Origin of the sequence: Streptococcus jiangnanensis (genome assembly GCF_040888325.1) — a bacterium.
Taxonomy (GTDB): domain Bacteria; phylum Bacillota; class Bacilli; order Lactobacillales; family Streptococcaceae; genus Streptococcus; species Streptococcus jiangnanensis.
Genome location: NZ_JBFNFF010000001.1, coordinates 1 through 20531, shown reverse-complemented (window position 1 = coordinate 20531; position 20531 = coordinate 1). Strand labels below are relative to the sequence as shown.

General features: G+C 35.4%; 20 protein-coding genes and 3 tRNA genes. 16 read left to right on the top strand and 7 right to left on the bottom strand.

Annotated elements, in window-relative coordinates; translation table 11 throughout:
• Positions 1 to 125 precede the first annotated feature (125 nt).
• Complete coding sequence (locus AB2B49_RS00115) at positions 126 to 668, top strand: TetR/AcrR family transcriptional regulator (RefSeq protein WP_049477913.1); 543 nt, start codon at positions 126 to 128, stop codon at positions 666 to 668.
• Between the two features lie 35 nt (positions 669 to 703).
• Here the strand turns inward: AB2B49_RS00115 and AB2B49_RS00110 are convergent.
• The 7 genes from AB2B49_RS00110 to rlmH all read right to left on the bottom strand — a co-directional run bounded on the left by AB2B49_RS00110 (position 704) and on the right by rlmH (position 3881).
• Positions 704 to 777 (bottom strand) — tRNA-Asn (locus AB2B49_RS00110).
• A gap of 5 nt (positions 778 to 782) precedes the next feature.
• A tRNA-Glu gene (locus tag AB2B49_RS00105) sits at positions 783 to 854 on the bottom strand.
• A gap of 51 nt (positions 855 to 905) precedes the next feature.
• The gene (gene comE, locus AB2B49_RS00100) at positions 906 to 1658 is read right to left on the bottom strand and encodes a competence system response regulator transcription factor ComE (RefSeq protein ID WP_000866079.1); all 753 of its coding nucleotides are present in this window, start codon (positions 1656 to 1658) and stop codon (positions 906 to 908) included.
• Positions 1655 to 2974 (bottom strand): competence system sensor histidine kinase ComD, encoded by a 1320-nt coding sequence (gene comD / locus AB2B49_RS00095; RefSeq protein ID WP_049505018.1) that lies wholly within the window; start codon positions 2972 to 2974, stop codon positions 1655 to 1657. The genes comE and comD overlap by 4 nt, the downstream gene beginning before the upstream one ends.
• 20 nt (positions 2975 to 2994) lie before the next feature.
• Positions 2995 to 3120 (bottom strand): competence-stimulating peptide ComC, encoded by a 126-nt coding sequence (comC, locus tag AB2B49_RS00090; RefSeq protein WP_008282505.1) that lies wholly within the window; start codon positions 3118 to 3120, stop codon positions 2995 to 2997.
• Positions 3121 to 3284: 164 nt separating this feature from the next.
• Positions 3285 to 3358, bottom strand: a tRNA-Arg gene (locus tag AB2B49_RS00085).
• A gap of 43 nt (positions 3359 to 3401) precedes the next feature.
• Positions 3402 to 3881 (bottom strand): 23S rRNA (pseudouridine(1915)-N(3))-methyltransferase RlmH, encoded by a 480-nt coding sequence (gene rlmH, locus AB2B49_RS00080; RefSeq protein WP_049505015.1) that lies wholly within the window; start codon positions 3879 to 3881, stop codon positions 3402 to 3404.
• A 185-nt stretch (positions 3882 to 4066) separates the two neighbouring features.
• On the opposite strand from rlmH, the gene AB2B49_RS00075 reads away from it, so the two are divergent.
• From AB2B49_RS00075 to ftsH, 15 genes are all read left to right on the top strand, one after another.
• Positions 4067 to 5263, top strand: a complete 1197-nt coding sequence (locus AB2B49_RS00075) for a S1C family serine protease (RefSeq protein ID WP_049505014.1) — start codon at positions 4067 to 4069, stop codon at positions 5261 to 5263.
• A gap of 57 nt (positions 5264 to 5320) precedes the next feature.
• A complete protein-coding gene (locus tag AB2B49_RS00070) occupies positions 5321 to 6079 on the top strand; it encodes a ParB/RepB/Spo0J family partition protein (protein WP_049505012.1) in 759 nt (252 codons plus the stop codon).
• 216 nt (positions 6080 to 6295) lie between these two features.
• Positions 6296 to 7657, top strand: coding sequence for a chromosomal replication initiator protein DnaA (gene dnaA, locus AB2B49_RS00065; RefSeq protein ID WP_061421574.1), 1362 nt, complete (start codon positions 6296 to 6298; stop codon positions 7655 to 7657).
• Between the two features lie 158 nt (positions 7658 to 7815).
• Positions 7816 to 8952 carry a DNA polymerase III subunit beta gene (gene dnaN, locus AB2B49_RS00060; RefSeq protein WP_049505008.1) on the top strand — a complete coding sequence of 379 codons (1137 nt, stop codon included), beginning with the start codon at positions 7816 to 7818 and terminating at the stop codon, positions 8950 to 8952.
• Positions 8953 to 9016: 64 nt separating this feature from the next.
• The gene (locus AB2B49_RS00055; RefSeq protein WP_000285184.1) at positions 9017 to 9211 is read left to right on the top strand and encodes a DUF951 domain-containing protein; all 195 of its coding nucleotides are present in this window, start codon (positions 9017 to 9019) and stop codon (positions 9209 to 9211) included.
• Positions 9212 to 9295: 84 nt separating this feature from the next.
• Positions 9296 to 10411, top strand: coding sequence for a redox-regulated ATPase YchF (gene ychF, locus AB2B49_RS00050; RefSeq protein WP_001218700.1), 1116 nt, complete (start codon positions 9296 to 9298; stop codon positions 10409 to 10411).
• Positions 10412 to 10483: 72 nt separating this feature from the next.
• Positions 10484 to 11053 (top strand): aminoacyl-tRNA hydrolase, encoded by a 570-nt coding sequence (gene pth / locus AB2B49_RS00045; protein ID WP_049505007.1) that lies wholly within the window; start codon positions 10484 to 10486, stop codon positions 11051 to 11053.
• Positions 11054 to 14557, top strand: coding sequence for a transcription-repair coupling factor (mfd, locus tag AB2B49_RS00040; RefSeq protein WP_254734084.1), 3504 nt, complete (start codon positions 11054 to 11056; stop codon positions 14555 to 14557).
• 57 nt (positions 14558 to 14614) lie between these two features.
• Positions 14615 to 14881 carry an RNA-binding S4 domain-containing protein gene (locus AB2B49_RS00035; protein WP_001234975.1) on the top strand — a complete coding sequence of 89 codons (267 nt, stop codon included), beginning with the start codon at positions 14615 to 14617 and terminating at the stop codon, positions 14879 to 14881.
• A complete protein-coding gene (locus tag AB2B49_RS00030) occupies positions 14874 to 15242 on the top strand; it encodes a septum formation initiator family protein (RefSeq protein ID WP_000041922.1) in 369 nt (122 codons plus the stop codon). The genes AB2B49_RS00035 and AB2B49_RS00030 overlap by 8 nt, the downstream gene beginning before the upstream one ends.
• 4 nt (positions 15243 to 15246) lie before the next feature.
• A complete protein-coding gene (locus AB2B49_RS00025; RefSeq protein WP_000429343.1) occupies positions 15247 to 15369 on the top strand; it encodes an SP_0009 family protein in 123 nt (40 codons plus the stop codon).
• Positions 15362 to 16630 carry a serine hydrolase gene (locus AB2B49_RS00020; RefSeq protein ID WP_049505003.1) on the top strand — a complete coding sequence of 423 codons (1269 nt, stop codon included), beginning with the start codon at positions 15362 to 15364 and terminating at the stop codon, positions 16628 to 16630. The genes AB2B49_RS00025 and AB2B49_RS00020 overlap by 8 nt, the downstream gene beginning before the upstream one ends.
• Positions 16627 to 17904 carry a tRNA lysidine(34) synthetase TilS gene (gene tilS / locus AB2B49_RS00015; RefSeq protein ID WP_049505002.1) on the top strand — a complete coding sequence of 426 codons (1278 nt, stop codon included), beginning with the start codon at positions 16627 to 16629 and terminating at the stop codon, positions 17902 to 17904. The genes AB2B49_RS00020 and tilS overlap by 4 nt, the downstream gene beginning before the upstream one ends.
• Before the next feature lie 4 nt (positions 17905 to 17908).
• Positions 17909 to 18451 carry a hypoxanthine phosphoribosyltransferase gene (gene hpt / locus AB2B49_RS00010; protein WP_049505000.1) on the top strand — a complete coding sequence of 181 codons (543 nt, stop codon included), beginning with the start codon at positions 17909 to 17911 and terminating at the stop codon, positions 18449 to 18451.
• 15 nt (positions 18452 to 18466) lie between these two features.
• On the top strand, positions 18467 to 20425 hold the full coding sequence (gene ftsH, locus AB2B49_RS00005) for an ATP-dependent zinc metalloprotease FtsH (RefSeq protein ID WP_320691814.1): 1959 nt from the start codon (positions 18467 to 18469) through the stop codon (positions 20423 to 20425).
• The last annotated feature ends 106 nt before the right edge of the window (positions 20426 to 20531 follow it).

The following is a 20531-nucleotide window of genomic DNA, read 5'->3' as shown; positions in this document are numbered from 1 at the left end:
TCCTCCTTTTTTACACATATTGTCTAAAATTTTGATATAATAGATTATACATAAAAAAATCTAAATTACAAGGTAAAAAATATTTTTTTAGACACATAGTCTATTTTTGTTTACAAGGAGGAATTATGAAAGAAAGTAACAAACGTTTAAAAACAAAACGAATTATCGAAAATGCCATGGTTCAATTATTGATGGACCAGCCCTTTGATCAAATTTCTACTGTCAAGTTAGCAGAAAAAGCCGGAATTAGTCGTTCCAGCTTTTACACTCACTACAAGGATAAGTATGATATGATTGAACTCTACCAAAGTAAGCTATTTCATACCTTTGAGTATATTTTCCAAAAACATGCTCATCACAAAAGAGATGCTATTTTAGAAGTATTTGAATATTTAGAGTCTGAGCCACTCTTGGCTGCACTCTTGTCTGAAAATGGAACAAAAGAAATCCAAAATTTCTTGAGAAATAAGCTTCACATTATGCTTAGCACCGACCTTCAGAAACGCTTTATGAAACTACAACTCACTCCAATAGAATTAGAATACAGCAGTATTTATCTAACAAATGCCCTATTTGGTGTTTGCCAGACTTGGATTGCTCACGGAAAAAAAGAAAGTCCGCAAGAAATGACAGACTTCCTTATGAAAATGTTAGGTGATGTCAGATAAAAAAAGAACACCAATGGTGTTCTTTTTTTATCTGACTCCGCCAGTAGGACTCGAACCTACGACATCATGATTAACAGTCATGCGCTACTACCAACTGAGCTCTGGCGGATAAAATAGTCCGTACGGGATTCGAACCCGTGTTACCGCCGTGAAAAGGCGGTGTCTTAACCCCTTGACCAACGGACCATCTATCTGTAGCAGATATAACCATTATATCAATTTCTTACTAATTGTCAATCACTTTTTAGATTTTTTCTCTAGAATATCTTTTAGTTTACGAACTTTCAAACGGGTAATGGGACAACGATGATCTTCATAAAAGACAACTTCTAAATTCTTTCGATCAATTTCTCTCACATTTCCTACATTGACAAGGAAAGATTTATGGGAGCAATAAAATCGCTGGGTATGTTTGTCCTTTTCCTGAATATCTGTCATAGTTCCATAGAATTCTTTAGCAAAATTCTTACCAATAATCCGAAGTTTATGAGAAACTCCTGTGGTTTCGATATACAAAATGTCATGGTAAGGAATTTTCAAATCATTTCCTTTATAGTTGTAATCAAAATAGTCTACAACATCTTCGTTTTCAAGCAGCATACTCTTAGTGTAAAAAATACTCTGCTCGATGCGTTTTTTGAACAATTCATCATTGATATCTTTATCAACAAAATCTAGGGCTGATACCTGGTATTTATACGTTAAGGTAGCAAATTCAGATCGACTGGTAATAAAGACAATAATAGCATAAGGATTGTGATGACGGATAAACTGAGCCACTTCAAAGCCTTTTTTCTCGATTCCATGAATATCAATATCTAGGAAATAAAGCTGGTTTACTTCATCATTTTCGATATATTCCTTAAATTCACGAACTTTTCCTGTTGTCTTATATGAAATAGGAATATTCGATTCTTCCGAGATTTCATTTAATATTCTCTCTAGTCTCACTTGATGTTCAATAACATCTTCTAAAATTAATACTTTCATTCGAATTCCCTCTTAAATCTAATAATTTGTCTAAATGTGTTGTCTTCCATCTCAGTTTCTAAGATAATGTTGTCATACTTATCTAAGATCTCTTTGACATTATTAAGCCCTAGACCTCTATTTCTTCCCTTGGTAGAGAAACCTAAGGCAAATAGATCCTCTGAAGGCGTCATAGTGATTTTGCATGAATTCTGGATAACTATAACTGTTTCAAAATCCATTTTAATGACTGCAACTTCCATTTGTTTCAAATAACTATCTGCAGCACCTTCAACGGCATTGTTTAATAAAATGCTCATGATACGAACCAGATCAAGTAAATCTATTGACAGTCTAGTAATGATATCCTTTACTTCCAATGTAAACTCTACATCATTTTTTCGTGCATAGACAATCGATTGAGCAATTAAACTCCGTAAAGCAGAGTCTTCTATATTATTTAAATCAAAGTAAGTATATTTTTCTGACCTCAATTTCTGATTTGCTTTTACTAGGACTTCATTGTAAACCCTGTTAATTTCTTGTAAATCTCCACTGTCAATCGCCATTTGCATGCTAACAAGCATCCCTGCATAGTCATGACGAAAACCTCGAATTTCATTATACAACTCCACAATTTCATCAGTATAAGTCTGTAAATGTTTTTGTTCAAATTTCTTTTGTTTTAGAGCAATCTCTTTTTCAATTTGAACCTTGTGAGAATTCATTGCAAAGAAAATCAATAACAAGCAAATAAAAACAATGGTTGATAAAATACTTCCGAAGCTATTTAAATGATGAGTTGTACTTACTATATCTGAAATAAACAATAAGATATGCAAACCAAAGAAAGCAACTATTACTTTTTTTAAAAAAGGGTACAGATAATCTTTATCAAAATAAGTAAGTTCTAAATGGAAATAAGTAATAATTTTTTTAATAATTAAATATGTTAGTAATAGTACTCCTAAATAAAACATCACTTCATGTTCTATCACAAAAGCATCACCTGTTATAGAGGATAGGGTTACTGATAAAAAAGTATGTGTACTGTGATATAATAAAGACAATAGTAAACTGATAAACATTCCTTTATGCTTATCATATTTCTTTAAAACTACTATAGAAGTATATAGAATAAAAGGAAATATAAACTTTTCAATCCCTAACCCACCTAATGAAATAAAGTCAAAGAAAAATTCAGCTACAGACTGATATACAAATATACAAGCTATAAATAAATATCTTTCTTTTTTAGTTACTTTACAAATTAATTCATAGCTTATTGTTAAAATAAAAATATGAAGAATAACTATCCCAAATCCTAATAAACTCATCCTATCACCCTATAATATTACTACTTTGTCCTATTTGAAAAAAGATGTTTAAAAAAGTAAGGTAGTCTTTTATCTCCACCTCGAATCTCCTGCAATTCTGCCTCTGTTACTTCTTTAAATTGTTCCAACTTTACTGTATTTTTCATAATGAAATCTCCTGTATTATTTTTTCTTGTAAGTTAGCTTACACACCTATTATACAAAATGAAGACCATGTAAGAAAAAATTCTTCCCAACTGTACATTTTTGCACCTGAAACGCACTTTTTTAAGAAAAAAGCTGGGATTTACCCCAGCTTCGCATCTAAAATTGATCCCAGCAGGATTCGAACCTGCGACCGTTCGCTTAGAAGGCGAATGCTCTATCCAGCTGAGCTATGAGACCTAACATGACCATTCTATCAAAAAACAAGAGCTAAGTCAATCTTCTATTTGTGGTAAGGAGAACCCTGTTGAATTGTAAAAGCACGGTAAATTTGTTCAACTAAAACCAATCTCATTAACTGATGTGGTAATGTCAGATGGCCAAAACTGACAGAAAGATTGGCCCTATTTTTTACAACAGGAGCTAGACCCAAACTTCCTCCAATGATAAAAGTAAGTGTTGAATATCCTTTGATAGAAGCTTGCTCTAGTTGCTTACTAAATTCCTCTGAGGAGAGTGTTTTTCCTTCAATGGCTAGTACAACGACAAAGTCTCTTTCTCCAACCTTAGAAAGAATTCTTTCACCTTCTGTTTCCAAGATTTTTTGATTTTCTAATTCACTGGCTTTGTCAGGTGTCTTCTCATCAGTGAGCTCAATCATTTCTAATTTGGCGAAACGTGAAATTCGTTTGGTATATTCAGCAATACCATCTTTAAGGTATTTTTCTTTTAATTTTCCCACTGTTACAATTTTTATTTTCATTCTTCTATTCTATCATATCCACACTTCATTTCACATCTTATACACACAAAAATCATTCAAAAATACTAGTGAATTCACAGAATAAAGTGAGTTATCCACAACTTGTGTAAAACTTTAAGCTTTTAAGTTTGGATTAAGTTAATAGGTTTATAATCTGAGTAAATAAATAACAAACGGAGGCGTATATGAAACACTTACAAAAATTTTACAAAAAAGGAGTTAAAATTCTCGTAATCATTCTAATCGGATTTTTAAGCGGTGCCTTAGGAAGTTTCGTAACATTACAACTTTATCAAAAACAAGGAAATCAAGCTACAAATAATAATTCTGGCACTGTCACTCAAACATCCTATAAGAATGAAAATTCAACCACTCAAGCAGTAAATAAAGTTAAGGATGCTGTTGTCTCAATCATTACTTATTCTTCTTCTAGCAGTAGACAAAGTAGTGTATTTAATGCTGATGAAACTAATTCTGATTCAGACAATCAACAAATCGCAAGTGAGGGATCAGGTGTTATCTATAAAAAGGATGATAAAGATGCCTATCTTGTAACCAATACTCACGTTATCAATGGAGCTTCAAAAGTTGATATCCGCTTAGCAGATGGTACCAAGGTTCCTGGTGAAATTGTCGGATCTGATACCTTCTCTGATATTGCTGTCGTTAAAATTTCTTCAGAAAAAGTTACAACAGTGGCAGAATTTGGGGATTCAAGTCAACTTAGTGTTGGAGAAACAGCGATTGCTATCGGTAGTCCTCTAGGTTCAGAATATGCTAATACAGTTACACAGGGGATTGTTTCAAGTCTTAATCGAAATGTTTCTCTAAAATCTGAAGATGGTCAAGCTATTTCAACAAAAGCCATTCAAACAGATACGGCCATTAACCCTGGTAACTCTGGTGGTCCACTTGTAAATATTCAAGGACAAGTAATTGGTATTACATCAAGTAAAATTGCAAGTAATGGTGGAACATCTGTAGAAGGTCTTGGTTTTGCAATTCCTTCAAACGATGCACAAAATATCATTAAACAGCTTGAAAGTGATGGTAAAGTGACTCGTCCTGCTCTTGGAATTCAAATGGTCAATCTGTCAAATGTTGGAGCTAGTGATCTTAGAAAACTTAACATTCCAAGTGGCCTCACTTCAGGTGTAGTTGTTCGATCTGTTCAAAACAATATGCCAGCAAATGGACATCTTCAAAAATACGATGTCATTACCAAAGTTGACGACAAAGAGATTGCCTCATCAACAGACCTACAACATGCTCTTTACAATCATGCTATTGGAGATACTATCAAAATAACCTACTACCGTAACGGTAAGGAGGAAACAACTTCAATTAAACTAGATAAGAATTCTGGTGATTTAGAGTCTTAATTGACATCAGTGTAAAGAAAACTTTACAGAAAGTAAAAGATATGTTAGTGTAGAATCATGGAAAAATTTGAAATGATTTCTATCTCTGAAATACAAAAGAATCCTTACCAACCTCGAAAAGAATTTGATACAGATAAACTAAAGGAATTAGCTCAGTCAATCAAAGAAAATGGGCTCATCCAACCAATCATCGTTCGTCAATCTCCTGTAATTGGTTATGAAATCCTTGCAGGAGAGAGACGATATCGGGCTTCTCTCTTGGCTGGTCTGACCTCTATTCCAGCCGTTGTAAAGCACCTCTCAGATCAGGAAATGATGATCCAGTCAATCATTGAGAATTTGCAGAGAGAAAATTTAAATCCTGTTGAAGAAGCACGCGCCTACGAATCTTTAGTAGAAAAAGGATTTACTCACACTGAGATAGCGGATAAAATGGGGAAATCTCGTCCTTATATCACTAATTTTATTCGTTTACTTTCCCTACCAGAATATATCTTAGTTGAAGTAGAAAATGGAAAAATTTCTCAAGCGCATGCACGTTCTCTAGTTGGTTTAGACAAAGAGCAGCAAGACTATTTCTTCCAACTAATCAAAAATGAAGATATTTCTGTGAGAAAGTTAGAAGCACTTCTTACAGAGAAAAAACAAAAGAAGCAAAAAAAAAGTGATTCTTTCATCAAAGACGAAGAAGATAAATTAAAAAAACTACTCGGTTTAAGTGTAGAAATTAAACTTTCAAAAAAAGATACTGGAAAGATTATTATCTCCTTTTCAAGTCAAGAAGAATACGATAGAATTATTAACAGCCTGAAATAAGGCTGTTCTTTTATTTTCTCAACCCACAAATTTATCCACCAATTTTTTTATCAATAACCCTATTAAATCAAGGATTTTCCTATTTATCCCCAACCTGTGGATAAATACTACTAACATTGTGGATTCTTTTCCCCAATCTGTGGAAAAATCCTACTATCTATGGTAAAATAAGTCTAGCACTAAACTACTAAAATCATAGTAAAGGAGGAAAATTAGTTGAAAGAAAAGCAATTTTGGAATCGTATTTTAGAATTTGCTCAAGAAAGATTGACACGATCTATGTATGATTTCTATGCTACACCTGCTGAACTCATCAAAGTAGAAGAAAACACAGCTACTATATTTCTACCGAGATCAGAGATGGAAATGGTGTGGGAAAAGCAATTAAAAGATATTATTATTGCTGCTGGTTTTGAAATTTATGATTCTGAAATCAAACCTCACTATATTTTCACTAAACCTCAGAGCACAGAATCTCCTCAAGTAAATGATACGAATAGTGTCTCTACTTACGATTACACACCTGCACTACCAACGATTCCCTATTCCGAAACAGGGTTAAAAGAAAAATATACCTTTGATAACTTTATTCAAGGTGATGGGAATGTTTGGGCAGTGTCTGCTGCACTAGCTGTATCTGAAGATTTAGCTCTGACTTATAATCCTCTTTTTATCTATGGAGGACCTGGTCTTGGAAAGACTCACTTGCTCAATGCGATTGGAAATGAGATTTTGAAAAATATTCCTGATGCGCGTGTCAAGTACATTCCTGCCGAAAGCTTTATCAATGACTTTCTTGAACACTTGCGACTTGGGGAAATGGAAAATTTCAAAAAGACTTACCGTAGCCTTGATCTCTTATTGATCGATGATATCCAATCTCTCAGTGGCAAAAAAGTCGCGACCCAGGAAGAATTTTTCAATACCTTCAATGCTCTTCATGATAAGCAGAAACAGATTGTCCTAACCAGTGATCGAAGTCCTAAACACCTAGAAGGACTTGAAGAGAGACTTGTTACACGCTTTAGCTGGGGATTGACGCAAAATATCACTCCTCCTGACTTTGAGACACGTATCGCCATTCTTCAAAGTAAAACAGAGCACTTAGATTACCATTTCCAAAGTGATACTCTAGAATACTTGGCTGGCCAATTTGATTCAAATGTTAGAGAATTGGAAGGAGCAATCAACGATATCACTTTAATTGCCAGAGTGAAGAAGATTAAGGATATTACTATTGATATTGCTGCGGAAGCTATTAGAGCACGTAAGCAAGACGCCCGCCAGATACTTGTTATTCCAATTGAGAAAATCCAAACTGAAGTTGGTAATTTTTATGGAGTGAGTGTTAAAGAAATGAAAGGTACGAGACGAGTTCAGAACATCGTTTTAGCACGTCAGGTTGCTATGTATCTAGCTAGAGAACTGACAGATAACAGTCTTCCAAAAATTGGAAAAGAATTTGGCGGAAAGGATCACACCACCGTTATTCATGCCCATGCTAAAATCAAATCATTGATTGACGAAGACGATAATTTACGTTTAGAAATAGAAGCAATCAAAAAGAAAATTAAGTAGCTTGTGGATAAGTTTTCCTTTCTTATCTTTTTTATCCACATTTTTTAAACAAGCTTAGAAGCTTAAGTTTACTAAATAGCACTCAGTTTTCCACAGAATTCACACACTCTATTATTACTATTAACTTTCTAATACTAAAAATAAATAAAGGAGAATCCATGATTCATTTTTCAATTAATAAAAATATATTTCTACAAGCCTTAAATACTACAAAACGAGCAATCAGCTCTAAAAATGCTATTCCAATTTTATCAACAATCAAAATTGACGTTACCAATGAAGGAATTACTTTAATTGGATCAAACGGTCAAATTTCTATTGAAAATTTCATTTCTCAAAAGAATGAAGATGCTGGTCTCTTGATAACTTCTCTGGGTTCGATTCTTCTTGAAGCTTCTTTCTTTATCAATGTTGTATCCAGTCTTCCAGATGTAACGCTAGATTTCAAAGAGATTGAACAAAAACAAATTGTCTTAACAAGTGGTAAATCAGAAATTACTCTAAAAGGAAAAGATAGCGAACAGTATCCTCGTATCCAAGAAATTTCAGCTAGCACACCTTTGGTTCTTGAAACAAAACTACTCAAGAAAATTATCAATGAAACAGCATTTGCTGCAAGTACGCAAGAAAGTCGTCCCATCTTAACAGGTGTCCACTTCGTATTGAGCCAACACAAGGAACTAAAAACAGTTGCGACAGACTCACACCGCCTTAGCCAGAAGAAATTGACTCTTGAAAAAAATGGAGATGATTTCGATGTGGTGATTCCTAGCCGCTCTCTCCGCGAATTTTCAGCGGTATTTACAGATGATATTGAAACTGTAGAGATTTTCTTTGCAAATAATCAAATCCTCTTTAGAAGCGAAAATATTAGCTTCTACACTCGTCTCCTAGAAGGTAATTATCCTGATACAGATCGCTTGATTCCAACAGACTTTAACACTACAATTACTTTTGATGTGGTTAATTTGCGTCAATCTATGGAGCGTGCACGTCTCTTATCAAGTGCGACTCAAAATGGTACTGTGAAACTTGAAATTAAAGGTGGAGTTGTTAGCGCCCATGTTCACTCTCCAGAAGTTGGTAAAGTAAACGAAGAAATCGATACGGAGCATGTGACTGGTGATGATTTGACTATTAGTTTTAACCCAACTTACTTGATTGATTCCCTCAAGGCTTTAAATAGCGAGAAGGTGACCATTAGCTTTATCTCAGCAGTTCGTCCATTTACTCTTGTGCCAGCAGATACTGACGAAGATTTCATGCAGCTTATCACACCAGTTCGAACAAATTAAGTGAAAGAGGTTGAGCCTGGCTCGCCTCTTTTATGATATAATCAAAACAGAAAAGGAGAGTAGTATGTATCAAGTTGGAAATTTTGTTGAGATGAAAAAACCACATGCTTGCACAATTAAATCAACAGGTAAAAAAGCTAATCGTTGGGAAATTACACGCGTAGGGGCAGATATCAAAATCAAATGTAGCAATTGTGACCACCTTGTTATGATGAGTCGCTATGATTTTGAACGAAAAATGAATAAGATTATTGACTAAGAACCCTTAGTTAGAGGGTTAGCAAGTTTTCCCTTTTTGTGTTATAATGTTAGGGATTGAAATGAGAACGGAGAATGAGAAACTATGGCTTTAACAGCAGGTATCGTTGGTTTGCCAAACGTTGGTAAATCAACCCTTTTTAATGCAATTACAAAAGCAGGAGCAGAGGCGGCAAACTACCCATTTGCGACTATTGATCCAAACGTTGGGATGGTGGAAGTTCCAGATGAACGCCTACAAAAACTAACGGAAATGATTACTCCTAAAAAGACAGTTCCAACAACCTTTGAGTTTACAGATATTGCAGGGATTGTAAAAGGAGCTTCAAAAGGAGAAGGTCTAGGTAATAAATTCTTGGCCAATATCCGTGAAGTAGACGCGATTGTTCACGTAGTTCGTGCTTTTGATGATGAAAATGTGATGCGCGAGCAAGGACGTGAAGACGCCTTTGTGGATCCACTTGCAGATATTGATACCATTAACCTAGAATTGATTCTTGCTGACTTAGAATCAGTTAATAAACGCTACGCGCGTGTAGAAAAGATGGCACGTACGCAAAAAGATAAAGAATCAGTAGCAGAGTTTAACGTTCTTCAAAAGATTAAACCAGTCCTTGAGGATGGAAAATCAGCTCGAACTATTGAATTTACAGATGAGGAACAAAAGGTTGTCAAAGGTCTCTTCCTTTTAACCACTAAACCAGTTCTTTATGTTGCTAATGTGGATGAGGATGTCGTTTCAGATCCAGATTCTATAGACTATGTTAAACAAATTCGAGAATTTGCAGCGACAGAAAATGCAGAGGTAGTTGTTATTTCCGCGCGTGCTGAAGAAGAAATTTCTGAGTTAGATGATGAAGATAAACAAGAGTTTCTTGAAGCACTTGGCTTGACAGAATCAGGTGTTGATAAGTTGACTCGAGCTGCTTACCACTTACTTGGACTTGGAACTTACTTTACAGCTGGTGAAAAAGAAGTTCGCGCTTGGACCTTTAAGCGTGGTATGAAAGCTCCTCAAGCAGCTGGTATTATCCATTCAGACTTCGAAAAAGGTTTTATTCGTGCAGTAACCATGTCATATGAGGATCTAGTGAAATATGGATCTGAAAAGGCTGTAAAAGAAGCTGGGCGCTTGCGTGAAGAAGGAAAAGAATATATCGTTCAAGATGGCGATATCATGGAATTCCGCTTTAATGTCTAAAAAAATTAATGAATAGTATCAATTAGGTTGGAAAAAAATTCCAACCCTTTTGGCTTTTGAAAGGAAAAATAAATGACCAAATTACTTGTTGGATTGGGAAATCCAGGGGATAAATATTTTGAAACCAAGCACAACGTTGGATTTATGTTGATTGACCAATTAGCTAAAAAACAAAATGTCACTTTTACACATGATAAGATATTTCAAGCTGACCTAGCATCTTTTTTTCTTAATGGTGAAAAAATTTATCTTGTCAAACCAACGACCTTTATGAATGAAAGCGGAAAAGCGGTCCATGCTTTATTGACTTACTATGGTTTGGATATTGAAGATTTACTCGTTATTTACGACGACCTTGACATGGAAGTTGGAAAAATTCGTTTAAGAGCAAAGGGCTCAGCAGGTGGTCATAATGGTATCAAGTCTATTATTCAACATATTGGAACTCAAGTATTTAACCGTGTTAAAATAGGTATTGGAAGACCTAAAAAAAGCATGTCGGTTGTTCATCATGTTTTAAGTAAGTTTGATCAGGATGACTATGTGGGTATTTTACAGTCTATTGACAAGGTTGACGATGCTGTAAACTACTATTTACAAGAGAAAAATTTTGAGAAAACAATGCAGAGGTATAATGGTTAAATGGTGACTTTATTAGATTTATTCTCAGAAAATGACCAGATAAAAAAATGGCATCAAAATCTGATAAATAAGAAAAGACAACTAATACTTGGTTTATCAACGTCTACCAAGGCTCTTGCAATTGCAAGCAGTCTAGAAAAAGAAAATAAGATTGTGTTACTGACTTCAACTTATGGAGAAGCAGAAAGAATTATCAGTGATCTTCTTTCTCTCTTAGGAGAGGAATTTGTCTATCCATTTTTGGTAGATGACTCTCCTATGGTAGAGTTTTTGATGTCTTCACAAGAAAAAATCATTTCGCGGGTTGAGGCCTTGCGTTTTTTGAGTAATCCGTCTAAGAAAGGGATTTTAGTTTGTAATATCGCAGCAAGTCGCTTGATTTTACCTTCTCCAACTGGATTTAAAGAAAGTATTATAAGGATTGCAGTTGGTGAAGAATATGATCAACATGACCTTCTTCACAAATTAAAGGTAATCGGTTATCGAAAAGTTACACAAGTACAGACCCAAGGGGAGTTTAGTATTCGAGGAGATATTTTAGATATTTTTGAGATGTCTCAGTTAGAACCTTTCCGAATCGAGTTTTTTGGTGATGAAGTAGATGGAATTCGGACTTTTGAAGTCGAAACACAATTATCAAAAGAAAATCAAACAGAACTCACTATCTTTCCAGCTAGTGATATGCTCTTGAGGGAAAAGGACTATCTACGAGGTCAGTCTGCTTTAGAAAAGCAAATTTCGAAGACTCTATCGCCGATTTTGAAATCCTATCTAGAAGAAATTTTGTCAAGTTTTCATCAAAAACAAGTACATTCAGATAGTCGAAAGTTTTTATCTTTATGTTACGATAAAACATGGACTATATTTGATTATATTGAAAAAGATACACCAGTGTTTTTTGATGATTACCAAAAATTGATGAATCAGTATGAAGCCTTTGAAAGAGAATTAGCGCAATACTTTACAGAAGATTTACAGAATGGTAAATCATTTTCTGAGATGCAGTATTTTGCAGATACAGAGCAAACCTATAAAAAACAAAGTCCAGTTACCTTTTTCTCTAATCTGCAAAAAGGTTTAGGAAACCTCAAGTTTGATCACATTTATCAATTTAATCAATATCCTATGCAGGAATTTTTCAATCAATTTTCTTTTCTAAAAGAAGAAATTGAGAGATACAAAAAAATGAACTACACTATTATCTTGCAGTCTAGCAATTCAATGGGAAGTAAAACATTGGAGGATGTTTTAGAGGAATACCAGATTAAATTGGATTTCAGGGATAAGTCAAGTATCTGTAAAGAATCTGTAAACTTAATCGAAGGTAATTTAAGACATGGTTTTCATTTTGTGGATGAGAAAATTCTCTTGATTACTGAACATGAGATTTTTCAAAAGAAATTAAAACGTCGTTTTCGAAGACAACATACGTCAAATGCAGAGCGATTAAAAGATTATAATGAAGTTGAAAAAGGGGACTATGTTGTTCACCATATTCATGGAATTGGTCAATATCTAGGCATTGAAACAATTGAAATAAAAGGGATTCACCGTGATTATGTCAGTGTTCAATATCAAAATGGGGATCAAATCTCCATCCCAGTAGAGCAGATTCAGTTACTGTCCAAATATGTTTCAAGTGATGGGAAACCTCCAAAACTTAATAAATTAAATGATGGTCATTTCAAAAAGGCCAAGCAAAAAGTTAAGAACCAGGTCGAGGATATAGCTGACGATTTAATCAAACTGTATTCTGAACGCAGTCAATTGAAAGGCTTTGCTTTTTCAGCTGATGATGATGAGCAACATGCTTTTGATGATGCTTTCCCTTATGTTGAAACGGATGATCAACTTCGTAGTATTGAGGAAATTAAGAGAGATATGCAGGATTCTCATCCCATGGATCGACTTTTAGTTGGGGATGTTGGTTTTGGAAAGACTGAAGTTGCAATGCGTGCAGCATTTAAGGCTGTCAATGATCACAAACAGGTTGTTGTTCTAGTTCCGACGACGGTGTTAGCACAACAACACTATACGAATTTTAAGGAAAGATTCCAAAATTTTGCTGTTAATATTGATGTGTTGAGTCGCTTTAGAAGTAAAAAAGAGCAGGCAGAGACACTTGAAAAATTAAAGAATGGTCAAGTCGATATTTTGATTGGAACGCATCGTGTTTTGTCAAAAGATGTTGTCTTTTCAGATCTAGGCTTGATGATTATTGATGAAGAGCAACGATTTGGTGTTAAGCATAAGGAAACATTGAAAGAACTGAAGAAACAAGTGGATGTCTTAACATTGACAGCTACTCCAATACCACGTACTCTTCATATGTCTATGTTGGGAATCAGAGATTTGTCTGTTATTGAAACACCTCCGACCAATCGTTATCCAGTGCAAACCTATGTATTAGAGAAGAATGATAGTGTCATTCGTGATGCTGTCTTGCGTGAAATGGAGCGTGGAGGTCAAGTTTACTATCTTTACAACAAAGTTGACACGATTGACCAGAAGGTTTCAGAATTACAGGAGTTGATTCCAGAAGCTTCGATTGGGTATGTTCATGGACAAATGAGTGAAATTCAGTTAGAAAATACTCTACTGGACTTTATTGAAGGTCAGTATGATATTTTGGTGACGACTACTATTATTGAGACAGGGGTAGATATTCCAAATGCCAATACCTTATTTATTGAAAATGCAGACCACATGGGCTTGTCAACCTTATATCAATTAAGAGGGAGAGTCGGTCGTAGCAATCGTATTGCTTATGCCTATCTTATGTATCGTCCAGAAAAATCAATCAGTGAAGTCTCTGAAAAGAGATTAGAAGCGATTAAGGGATTTACGGAATTAGGCTCTGGATTTAAGATTGCGATGCGAGATCTTTCGATTCGTGGAGCAGGAAATCTTCTAGGAAAATCCCAATCAGGTTTCATTGATTCTGTTGGTTTTGAATTGTATTCACAGTTATTAGAGGAAGCTATTGCTAAACGGAACGGTAATGGGAATAAAAGAATCAAAGGAAATGCTGAGTTGATTTTACAAATTGATGCTTATCTTCCTGATACTTATATTTCTGACCAACGACATAAGATTGAAATTTACAAGAAAATTCGTCAAATTGACAATCGTGTCAACTATGAAGAACTACAAGAAGAGTTGATGGACCGCTTTGGAGAATACCCAGACGTAGTGGCCTATCTTTTAGAGATTGGTTTAGTCAAATCATACTTGGACAGGGTCTTTGTGGAACGTGTGGAAAGAAAAGAAAATAAGATTGCAGTTCAATTTGAAAAAGTCACTCAACGACTATTCTTGGCTCAAGATTATTTTAAAGCCTTATCCGCAACGAACTTAAAAGCAGCCATAGCTGAGAATAAGGGATTAATGGAAGTTGTATTTGATGTCCGAAACAAGAAGGATTATGAAATTTTAGAAGGTTTGCTGATTTTTGGAGAAAGTTTATTAGAGATAAAAGAATCAAAGGAAGCAAATCCCATTTAACATTTTTCTTCTATAAAAAGGATAAAAATGGTACAATAATAATTTGAGGTAATAAAAATGAGATTAGACAAGTATTTAAAAGTATCACGAATTATTAAGCGCCGCACAGTCGCAAAAGAAGTAGCAGATAAAGGTAGAATCAAGGTGAACGGAATCTTGGCCAAAAGTTCAACGGATTTGAAAGTTGATGACCAAGTTGAAATTCGCTTTGGAAATAAGTTGTTGCTTGTTAAAGTACTAGAAATGAAAGATAGTACAAAAAAAGAAGACGCAGCAGGTATGTATGAAATTCTCAGTGAAACACGGGTAGAAGAAAATGTCTAAAAATATTGTACAGATGAATAATTCTTTTATTCAAAATGAACATCAACGTCGTCGTTACCTGATGAAGGAGAGACAAAAGAGGAATCGTTTTATGGGTTGGGTCCTTATTTTGATGATCTTGTTGTTTATTTTACCAACTTATAACTTGGCCCAAAGCTATGATCAGTTACTGCAACGCCGTCAGCAATTGACAGAGTTGAAAGAGCAGTACCAAACTCTTAGTGACGAAAAGGATAAGGAATCTGCTTTTGCTGCAAAGTTGAAAGATGAAGACTATGTAGCAAAATATGCACGCGCCAAGTACTATTACTCAAAGAAACGAGAAGCAATTTACACAATTCCTGATTTGCTTCCGAGGTAATGTCATGGAAAATTTATTGGAAGTTGTTGAGCAATTTTTAAGTTTATCAGATGAAAAATTAGAGGAATTGGCAGCTAAAAACCATTTATTACGATTACAAGAAGAAAGGGAAGAGAAGAATGCGTAAGTTCTTAGTAGTTTTATTGCTACCTGCTTTTATCATAACCTCAAGAGTAGTTAGCACAGAAAAACAGCTTCCTTACTCTTCACAAGAAATTTATTATCTAACTGAGTCTGATTATGGATTCTACTATAAAGAAACTCTGGAATCCCCAATGGTATACGGAGAAACAGCAGTCTATGCTAATGAGGATCTTGTCAAGGAGTCTGGTAAATTGACTCCTGGAACCGCCTTTAAAATAGTAGAATGGCGTTTGAATAGACAAGGTGTTCCTGTTTTTAAATTAGATAATCACCAGTTTATCCCTGCAGATAAGCGTTTGATCTATGATCAAAGTCAAGTTCAAACTCAAAATAGACAAGTATGGTTGGAGCAGGGGTTTGTTATCTATAACAGCCCTTATGACACTAAAGAAATTTCTTCATCCCTCTCTCCCTATCAACGCGTAACGGTGGATAGAGCTCTCTTTGCTGAGGGACAAGAATTTCTTCATATCGATCAAGTTGGATGGGTATCAAAAGAGTTCACCTCAGAAGAAGACAATCGCATCCAGAAGGTTCAAGAAGTTTTATCAAACAACTATCAGAATGAAAATTATTCTATTTATGTTAAACAACTGAGTACAGGTAAAGAGGCTGGGGTGAATGAAGACAGCAAACTCTATGCAGCTAGCATCTTGAAACTAGCCTACCTTTATTACGCTCAAGATAAGATAAATCAAGGGGAATATACGCTAGACAGCAGCTTCAAGTATATCCCAGAAGTAAATAGTTTTCCTGGTTCCTATAAACCAGAAGGTAGTGGTAGCTTACCTAAAAAAGAAGACAACAAAGATTACAGTCTTCAACAGTTAATTACCAAGGTAACAAAAGAGTCTGATAATGTTGCTCATAATATTTTAGGTTATTACGTGACCAATCAATCTGACGGGGCTTTCAAAGAAAAAATGTCCACCATTATGGGCGAAGATTGGGATGTGAATGATAAACTAACTTCTTCAAAAATGGCTGGAAAGGTCATGGAAGCTATTTATAATCAGAATGGTTTTGTCCTAGAGTCTCTAGGTAAGACCGATTTTGACAATCAACGAATCGCAAAAGGTGTTTCGGTTAAGGTAGCTCATAAAATTGGAGATGCCGATGAGTTTAAACATGACACTGCCATTGTTTATACGGATTCTCCTTTTGTTCTTTCCATTTTCACCAAAAATTCTGATTATGATACTATTGCTAAGATAGCTAAGGATGTCTATGAGGTTCTAAAATGAGGGACCAGGATTTTTTAAATCATTTTCTCCGAAAAGAGTATTTCAAAAAACATTCGAAAGTCTTATTAGCTCTGTCTGGTGGACTGGATTCGATGTTTTTATACCATCTATTGTCTACTTACCAAAAAGAGTTGGGAATTGAGTTGATTTTAGCACATGTCAATCACAAGCAGAGAAGGGAGTCTGACTGGGAGGAAAATGAACTAAGGAAGTTAGCTGATGTAGCTGAACTTTCTATTTATATCACAAGCTTTTCAGGAGACTTTTCAGAAGCGCGTGCTCGAGAGTTTCGTTATGATTTTTTTAGGAAAATCATGAAAGAGGTTGGAGCAACTGCCTTGGTTACTGCCCACCATGCAGATGACCAAGTTGAAACGATTTTGATGCGTTTGATTCGAGGAAGTCGGCTCCGTCATTTAACAGGAATAAAAGAAAGTCAAGTGGTTGATGGAATTGAAATCATCCGTCCCTTATTGCCTTTTCATAAAAAGGATTTTCCACCAATTTTTCATTTCGAAGATCAAACAAATCAGGAAAATACCTATTTTCGCAATCGCGTTCGGAATAGGTATTTACCAGAACTTGAAAAAGAAAATCCTCGTCTTAAATCATCCCTTTTAGATTTAGGAAGGGAAATTTCAGATTACCAAGCAACAATAACGGAGCTTTCGAAACAAATTGATGTGGAAGATTTGAATGAGCTATTTTCATACTCTCAACAAACTCAAGGAATCTTGCTCCAGAACTATCTTAATCAATTCCCAGACTTAAATCTGACGAAGGCTCAGTTTGATGAAGTTCGACAGATTTTAGCAAGGAAAAGCCAGTATCGTCATTCTCTTAAAAATGGCTATGAATTGATAAAAGAGTATCAGAATTTTCGAGTTTGTAAAATCAGTCCTCAGGCCGATGAAAAGGAAGATGAACTTGTGTTACACTATCAAAATCAAGTTCGATATATGGGCTATTTATTTTCCTTTGGCATTCCTATTGAAGGGGATTTTGTTCAAAAAGTAACGGTTTCACGGGAAACATCTGTACATATTAGATGTCGAAAACCTGGCGATGTTATTACCCTGAATGGTCATCGAAAGAAACTGAGACGTTTATTTATAGATTTGAAAATCCCTATTGAAAAACGAAAAACAACCCCTATTATTGAGCAATTTGGAGAAATTGTCTCAATTTCAGGAATTGCGACCAGTGATTTGAGTAAAAACACGAAAAATGATATAATGAACACTGTGATTTATATAGAAAAAATAGATAGGTAAAAAGATGTTAGAACACGATATTAAAAAAATCCTCGTTTCACATGATGAAATTACAGAAGCAGCTAAAAAGCTAGGTGCGCAACTAACAAAAGAATATGAGGGGAAAAATCCAATTCTTATTGGAATTCTGAAAGGATCAATTCCTTTTATGGCTGAATTGGTCAAACATATTGATACGCATATCGAGATGGACTTCATGATGGTATCTAGTTACCATGGTGGAACATCAAGTAGTGGTGTCATCAATATCAAGCAAGACGTGACTCAAGATATCAAAGGAAGACATGTTTTATTTGTAGAGGATATCATTGATACGGGTCAAACTTTGAAGAGTTTGAGAGATATGTTTATTGCAAGAGAAGCAGCTTCTGTTAAAATCGCGACTTTGTTAGATAAACCAGAAGGACGTGTTGTTGAAATTGAAGTGGATTATACTTGCTTTACTATTCCAAATGAGTTTGTAGTAGGTTATGGTCTAGATTACAAAGAAAATTATCGTAACCTTCCTTATGTCGGAGTATTGAAAGAAGAAGTTTATTCAAATTAGAAAGATTTATCTTTAATGAAAAAACAAAATAATGGTTTAGTTAGAAATCCATTTCTATACTTGTTAATTATCTTCTTCCTAGTGACAGGATTCCAGTATTTTTACTCTGGAAATACTGCTGGGCGAAGCGAAAAAATTAACTATACAGAATTGGTAAAAGAAATTACAGCAGACAATGTAAAAGAATTAACCTATCAGCCAAATGGTAGCGTCATTGAAGTGTCTGGTGTTTATAAAAATCCTAAGACTAGTAAAGAAGAAACAGGAATTCAATTTTTCACTCCTATAGCTACAACAGTAGAAAGATTCTCAAGTACTATTCTTCCGTCTGATTCAACAGTTTCAGAATTGCAAAAACTTGCTTCTGAATATCAGGCAGAAGTAACAGTCAAACATGAGAGTTCAAGCGGTATGTGGATCAATATCCTTGTCTCTGTGGTGCCATTTGCTATTCTTTTCTTCTTCCTATTCTCTATGATGGGAAATATGGGAGGAAATAGTGGTCGAAATCCAATGAGTTTTGGACGTAGTAAGGCCAAAGCTGCAAACAAAGAAGATATCAAGGTACGATTCTCAGATGTTGCAGGTGCTGAGGAAGAGAAACAAGAATTAGTAGAAGTTGTTGAATTCCTAAAAGATCCAAAACGATTTACAAAACTTGGTGCGCGTATTCCTGCAGGTGTTCTTTTGGAGGGACCTCCGGGAACAGGTAAGACCTTACTTGCTAAGGCAGTTGCTGGGGAAGCAGGTGTTCCATTCTTTAGTATTTCAGGTTCTGATTTTGTAGAAATGTTTGTCGGAGTTGGTGCAAGCCGTGTTCGTTCTCTTTTTGAGGATGCAAAAAAAGCAGCTCCAGCCATCATCTTTATCGATGAAATTGATGCCGTTGGTCGCCAACGTGGTGTCGGTCTTGGTGGAGGTAATGATGAACGTGAACAAACCTTGAACCAACTCTTGATTGAGATGGATGGTTTTGAGGGAAATGAAGGGATCATTGTTATCGCTGCGACGAACCGTTCAGATGTTCTAGATCCAGCTCTTCTCCGTCCAGGACGTTTTGATAGAAAAGTCTTAGTTGGTCGCCCTGATGTTAAAGGTCGTGAAGCAATCTTGAAAGTTCACGCTAAAAATAAACCTCTGGCAGACGATGTTGATTTGAAACTAGTTGCCCAACAAACACCAGGTTTTGTGGGAGCTGACTTAGAAAATGTTCTAAACGAAGCAGCCTTGGTTGCAGCCCGTCGCAACAAGTCAGTTATTGATGCTTCAGATATAGATGAGGCAGAGGACAGAGTGATTGCTGGACCGTCTAAGAAAGATAAAACAGTATCACAAAGAGAACGTGAATTGGTTGCTTATCATGAGGCTGGACATACCATTGTTGGTTTAGTCTTGTCAAATGCCCGTGTTGTTCATAAAGTTACCATTGTACCACGTGGACGTGCAGGTGGTTACATGATTGCACTTCCGAAAGAGGATCAAATGCTTCTATCTAAAGAAGACATGAAAGAGCAATTGGCAGGTTTGATGGGTGGTCGTGTAGCTGAAGAGATTATCTTTAATGTCCAAACTACAGGAGCTTCAAATGACTTTGAACAAGCCACACAGATGGCGCGTGCTATGGTCACTGAATACGGTATGAGTGAAAAACTTGGCCCAGTTCAATACGAAGGTAATCATGCTATGTTTGGTGCACAAAGTCCTCAAAAATCAATTTCAGAGCAAACAGCCTATGAGATTGATGAGGAAGTTCGTTCATTATTAAATGAGGCACGAAACAAAGCTGCTGAAATTATCCAATCAAATCGTGAAACTCATAAGTTGATTGCAGAAGCATTGTTGAAATACGAAACATTAGATAGTACACAGATTAAATCTCTTTACGAAACAGGGAAAATGCCTGAGACAGTAGAAGAGGAATCCCATGCACTATCTTATGATGAAGTAAAATCAAAAATGAGTGAAGGAAAATAAATTTAGAGAGGTTCAACCTCTCTTTTTATGTTCTAATGTGATGGCTACCGAGCAGATGCATTGATAGTTGACCCTCCTCGTACAGGCTTAGATGATAAGCTACTGG